3 protein-coding genes and 1 pseudogene are annotated in these 4,332 nt (G+C 61.9%); 1 reads left to right on the top strand and 3 read right to left on the bottom strand.

Annotation, left to right across the window (positions count from 1 at the left end):
- Window positions 1–13: 13 nt before the first annotated feature.
- Genes ACU0FH_RS00240 through ACU0FH_RS00230 form a run of 3 tightly spaced genes read right to left on the bottom strand, consistent with a single transcriptional unit; the run spans window position 14 to window position 3,644 of the window.
- Window positions 14–1,069 carry a TniQ family protein gene (locus ACU0FH_RS00240; RefSeq protein WP_446192870.1) on the bottom strand — a complete coding sequence of 352 codons (1,056 nt, stop codon included), beginning with the start codon at window positions 1,067–1,069 and terminating at the stop codon, window positions 14–16.
- On the bottom strand, window positions 1,069–2,007 hold the full coding sequence (locus ACU0FH_RS00235) for a TniB family NTP-binding protein (RefSeq protein WP_446192869.1): 939 nt from the start codon (window positions 2,005–2,007) through the stop codon (window positions 1,069–1,071). Before ACU0FH_RS00235 ends, ACU0FH_RS00240 begins: the two co-directional genes overlap by 1 nt.
- Window positions 1,998–3,644, bottom strand: coding sequence for a transposase (locus tag ACU0FH_RS00230; RefSeq protein WP_446192868.1), 1,647 nt, complete (start codon window positions 3,642–3,644; stop codon window positions 1,998–2,000). Before ACU0FH_RS00230 ends, ACU0FH_RS00235 begins: the two co-directional genes overlap by 10 nt.
- 120 nt (window positions 3,645–3,764) lie before the next feature.
- Here ACU0FH_RS00230 and ACU0FH_RS00225 point away from each other — a divergent pair.
- A pseudogene (locus tag ACU0FH_RS00225) lies at window positions 3,765–4,332 on the top strand (integrase); the annotation flags it as partial.

The raw sequence follows: 4,332 nt of genomic DNA, 5'->3' as shown, positions 1-4,332 counted from the left end.
TGTCGTTTTAGTTTCATGGGTGGATTCGGCCGAAATCGCCTCTCTCGTCGAGGAAATTTCCATTTAACCGGTGGACGGGCCTCTTGCTCAATCTGTGGACTCGTTCCGCCCCTACGTCAATACCACGCTTTCCTTTGCCGTTCCGTAGATCCCGCCCATCCGTGCGCCACGGCAATGGGGCCGCTCGCTGGAACAGGACGAGCGCGGCCTCCGGCAGGAGCGCGCCGGGCACCAGATCTGCTCCAAAGAGATCATGCAAGATCACCAGCGTCAGAGCCCGCCAGCGCACTGGTAGCTGCTGAAGAGGCGCAGACCGACCGACGGCCGCGCGGGCCTCAAAGGGGCAGTTCCACCCCGGTTCATCGTACCAGAGCGCGAGGACGGGTCGGGCCGCACCGTCGCGATCGAGCGGCGCCCACAGAGTGCGAACTGCATGCTCGAGTCGATCAAGGCGTCCTGAGCCTCCTCTGACGATCCCGTTGATATGGCGTTGGAGCTCGAGAACTCCAGCAGCGAAACCCGCCTTCAAAGGGTCCTCTGCCTCCCCTCCCCCACCGGTCAGAACGGCGTCGCACTTGCGGCAGAAGGGACGCAGCAGGCCATTAAACATGCGAAGGGAAAGCCTCAGGTGACCGCGACAAGCGGGGCAGCGATCCTCGAGCATGGTCCGGTGCGCCGGGCAAGCCACGCACTCCGCCAATCGCCAATGCCCCCGCAGATAGGCATCGCGACCGGCAGCGACATCCGCATCGAAACAGTCAAGGCAGACCGGCACTGTCTCGGTCAGAAACCAGGCCTGCGGACGATGAGGATTTCGAGACGCCAGTGAGCTGCGCCGAAGCCGTTCGGGATCGACCCTGCAGGCCGTCGCCCAAAGTCCGAGCAGCCCCATATCCGGCGCCACATCGTCAACCTGCCGCGCGCCTGCCTCCCTCCCCCCCTGCCCCGCCATGTAGACCATCAGCTCAAGAGGCTCCGCCCCGTAGCGCGCGGCAACCCGCGTCATCCAAGATGAAAGCAGCTCGTCCACAAACGGACGCGGCGCGACGGGCAGTCTGGCCGGCGTCATCATGCCCCGACCCTTTGTTGCACGGGCTTTCCCCGCCGCCGAACGGTCTGGGTCATCGAGACCAGCGGCAGCACCAGATTGTCGCCAAAACTATCCGCGTCGAGGCGCTCCTTTCCCGACCGAACCGCATCTTCCGCCGCTGTCTCGATCAGCCGGAAAATGCGCGCCGTTACACCGGAGGTCAGCTTGTGAATCCGTTCTCTGGCCTCCCCACTGATCAGATCGGATGCCTCGCGCAGGGGCAGGATTCGTTCGAAGCTTTTCAGGAGCCCGGCGAAGGCGGCATCGTTCTGCCAGGGCTTGAGTTGGAACGCCTCGAAGCGCTCAGCCAGTTGTACATCGGTCAGCAATGCCTGCCGAGCTAGGTCCGTTCCGGCACAAACCAGTGGAATCCGAAGGTCATTGGCCAGAAATCGGATCGCATTGAGAAAGATGCGCTGCTGCCGAAAGGTACCGGCAAGCATCCCGTTCACCTCGTCGAGAATGATCATCTTCGCCCCCACGGTCCGTAGCAGCGACCGGCAGATATCCTTCTCACGGGCGAGCGTGCCGCCTGTCATCGCCGGCGCGCCCATGCTGGCCAGAAGTTCGCGGTAAAGATCGCGCTCGATGGGCTCAGAAGGCACCTGCGCGACAACCACCGGGCGGTGGTCAACGCCGGTGATCTGGCTGAACTTCGGCGGGTGGTCGCGTTCAAACTTGCGAACGATCTTGGTTTTACCCATGCCGGTGTCACCGTAGATCAGCAGGCATGGCATCCGGTCTCGCGGTGGATAGGTCAATAGGTTCTCCAGACGTGCCAGAGCTGCCCCGGACTGATCGAATCCAATCCAACGATCAGCCCGAATCCAGGCAATGCGCTCATCATCCGGCAGCGCCGCAAACCGGCGGTAGGTCGGATCGAGATGTGCTAATGCGCTGCCTTCGGTCACGACCATTCCTCAACTTCGAACCCCGGGTGATCCCTGAGCACATTCTCGCTTTCCTTGGGCTCCGGACCGGCATCTACAGTCTCGTAGGCCCCTGCCCCATCAAGCGCTCGATCCCGTCGCTCGGAAAACCGCCTAGCTTCCCGTGTCCTTTTGCTGGCCGCATTAACCAGGGCGCGCTGTTCCTCGATCACCGCGAATATGAGAGCTTCGTCCTCGAGCGCGCACCCGCGCTCGCGCAAAATCGCCTGCGCACGGCGATGCTCCGCAAGGGTGATGGACGGATGGCGTAGATCCGCAAACCGAACAGCATAGCGTCGGCCTTCGGGACCAAGCACAAAGATCGTCGAGAGATCGCGCGGATCATAAGACACGCGCAATTGGCGGTCTTGCCGACCCGCCCAGAGGCTCAAGACATCGTCCCAATACCGCAGGCCGAAGAGATGGATGCCATCGCGGCGTACCTTGCGTTCCGTGCTTGGCAGGAAGTCGATCCGGAACCCCTCGGGATCGTATGGCCGACGCAAAGGTGCCTCGCGTCGCCCATAGGCCTCAATCCAAGCCGCAACCGGCGGAATCCCGAGCGCACGGTGCCGTTCAGCATGATAACGGGTGATTTCCAGCGCCAACCAGTGCTCCAGCTCGTCGAGCGTCATCGCCGAATTGCCCACGGAATCATAATCGCCGCGGTCCTTGATGCTGCTGAAGGTCGACCCCGGCAGCAAGTGGACCGCCCCCATCATCGTGCCGATCAGCCGCTCGATGTGACCACCGTAGTGCGGCGCACCGATCGGCCGGTACTGCAACGAAATCCCGTGCTCTTCCGCCCCGCGTTTCATCGCCTTTGAGCGAAATTCCTTGGCATTGTCGACGTGAATGGTCTCCGGCAATCCCTCGGCTAGCCAATCCGCGTCGATACCCAGGCCCTCCAGCCAGTCAAATTTGGGTTGCACCAGGTGCTGAATGGCCAGCGCCACCGACAAGGCCGACGGTGGCTCCAGCGTCAGATAGAACCCCGCCACCATGCGGCTGGCGACGTCGATGGCGAGCGTCAGCCAGGGCCGTTGCAAAGGCTTCCGATGAACCCGGTCCACGACGATGACATCTACCAGCGTGTGGTCGATCTGAACCACCTCATAGGCCCGTTCGACCTGATAGCTGCCCGGCACTGGGTGATGGCGCTGGCGAGAGGCCTTGGCACCCTCACGCGCCGCCGTGAGTTCCACAGGATCTATCGCCGCCACACGGTCCCGTAGCGTGGTCCAGCACGGGGGACGTAGACCCCTCTGACTGCACCGCCTGCGCACCTCCTTTTGCAGCGCATTGATGCTTGGCTTCTGGAGGGACTTGTAGAACTCCTCGATCGCCCCCGAAATCACCGTTTCAACCTCGTCAGGCAGCCGACGGCTGCCCGTCGGTGTCCCAACCTGAGCCGTTAGTAAGGAGCTGGCGACCGGGCGCGCCTTGTACGCTGAGATCAACTCGTAGAGGCGCGACCGCTTGAGACCAAGATCGCGGCAGGCCTTTAGGAATTCGGCACGGTTCGGTGACGCCTTGCTCGCAAGGCGGCGGATCACAGCTTCCCGCGCAACCGCCTGTTCCCACGCAGCATCGTCGACGGCGTTGATGTCTGATCGATCCACCATGGCCAAACCCGGAAAAAACGTGTCTTATGTCCGATAATGAAACTATAATCCGGGAATGAAACAAGAACATGAACTCAATGATATCAATACGTTAGTGTCCACTCATGGAACAAGAACGACATGAGCAGTCCTACGAATAACAGCACCAAAATCGAGGATTCCGACGCGTCTGGCGCAGAGATTTCGAGCTCAGCGTCCTATGACTCGTTGAACGGTGACGAACACGACAAGAGAACCTCTCGGGACCGAGCCTCAATCGCCCTGCCCGCCAATGTGGCCGGCTCCGGCGCACTCGACCGGCTGATCGATACCGCCCGTGGCTACGCCGAGGCCTCGACAGCCGGGAACACGAACAAGGCCTATGCGGCCGACTGGAAACACTTCAGCCGCTGGTGCCGGTTGAAAGGCACGGAACCTCTGCCCCCCGCGCCCGAGATGATTGGACTTTATGTGGCTGATCTGGCTGCACCAACCGGGAAGGCCCCTACCCTTTCGGTCTCCACGATCGAGCGCCGTCTCTCGGGGCTTGCCTGGAACTACAGACAGCGCGGGTTCACTCTTGATCGCAAGGACCGGCATATCGCCACCGTTCTGGCCGGGATCAAACGCAAGCATGCGCGCCCGCCGGTCCAGAAGGAAGCGATCCTGCCTGAGGACATCCAGGCCATGGTGGCCACCCTTTCCTACG

It is taken from the genome of Heliomarina sp. (genome assembly GCF_052826185.1).
The sequence above is the reverse complement of the archived record's forward strand: the minus strand, read 5'-3'. Positions and strand labels throughout refer to the sequence as shown.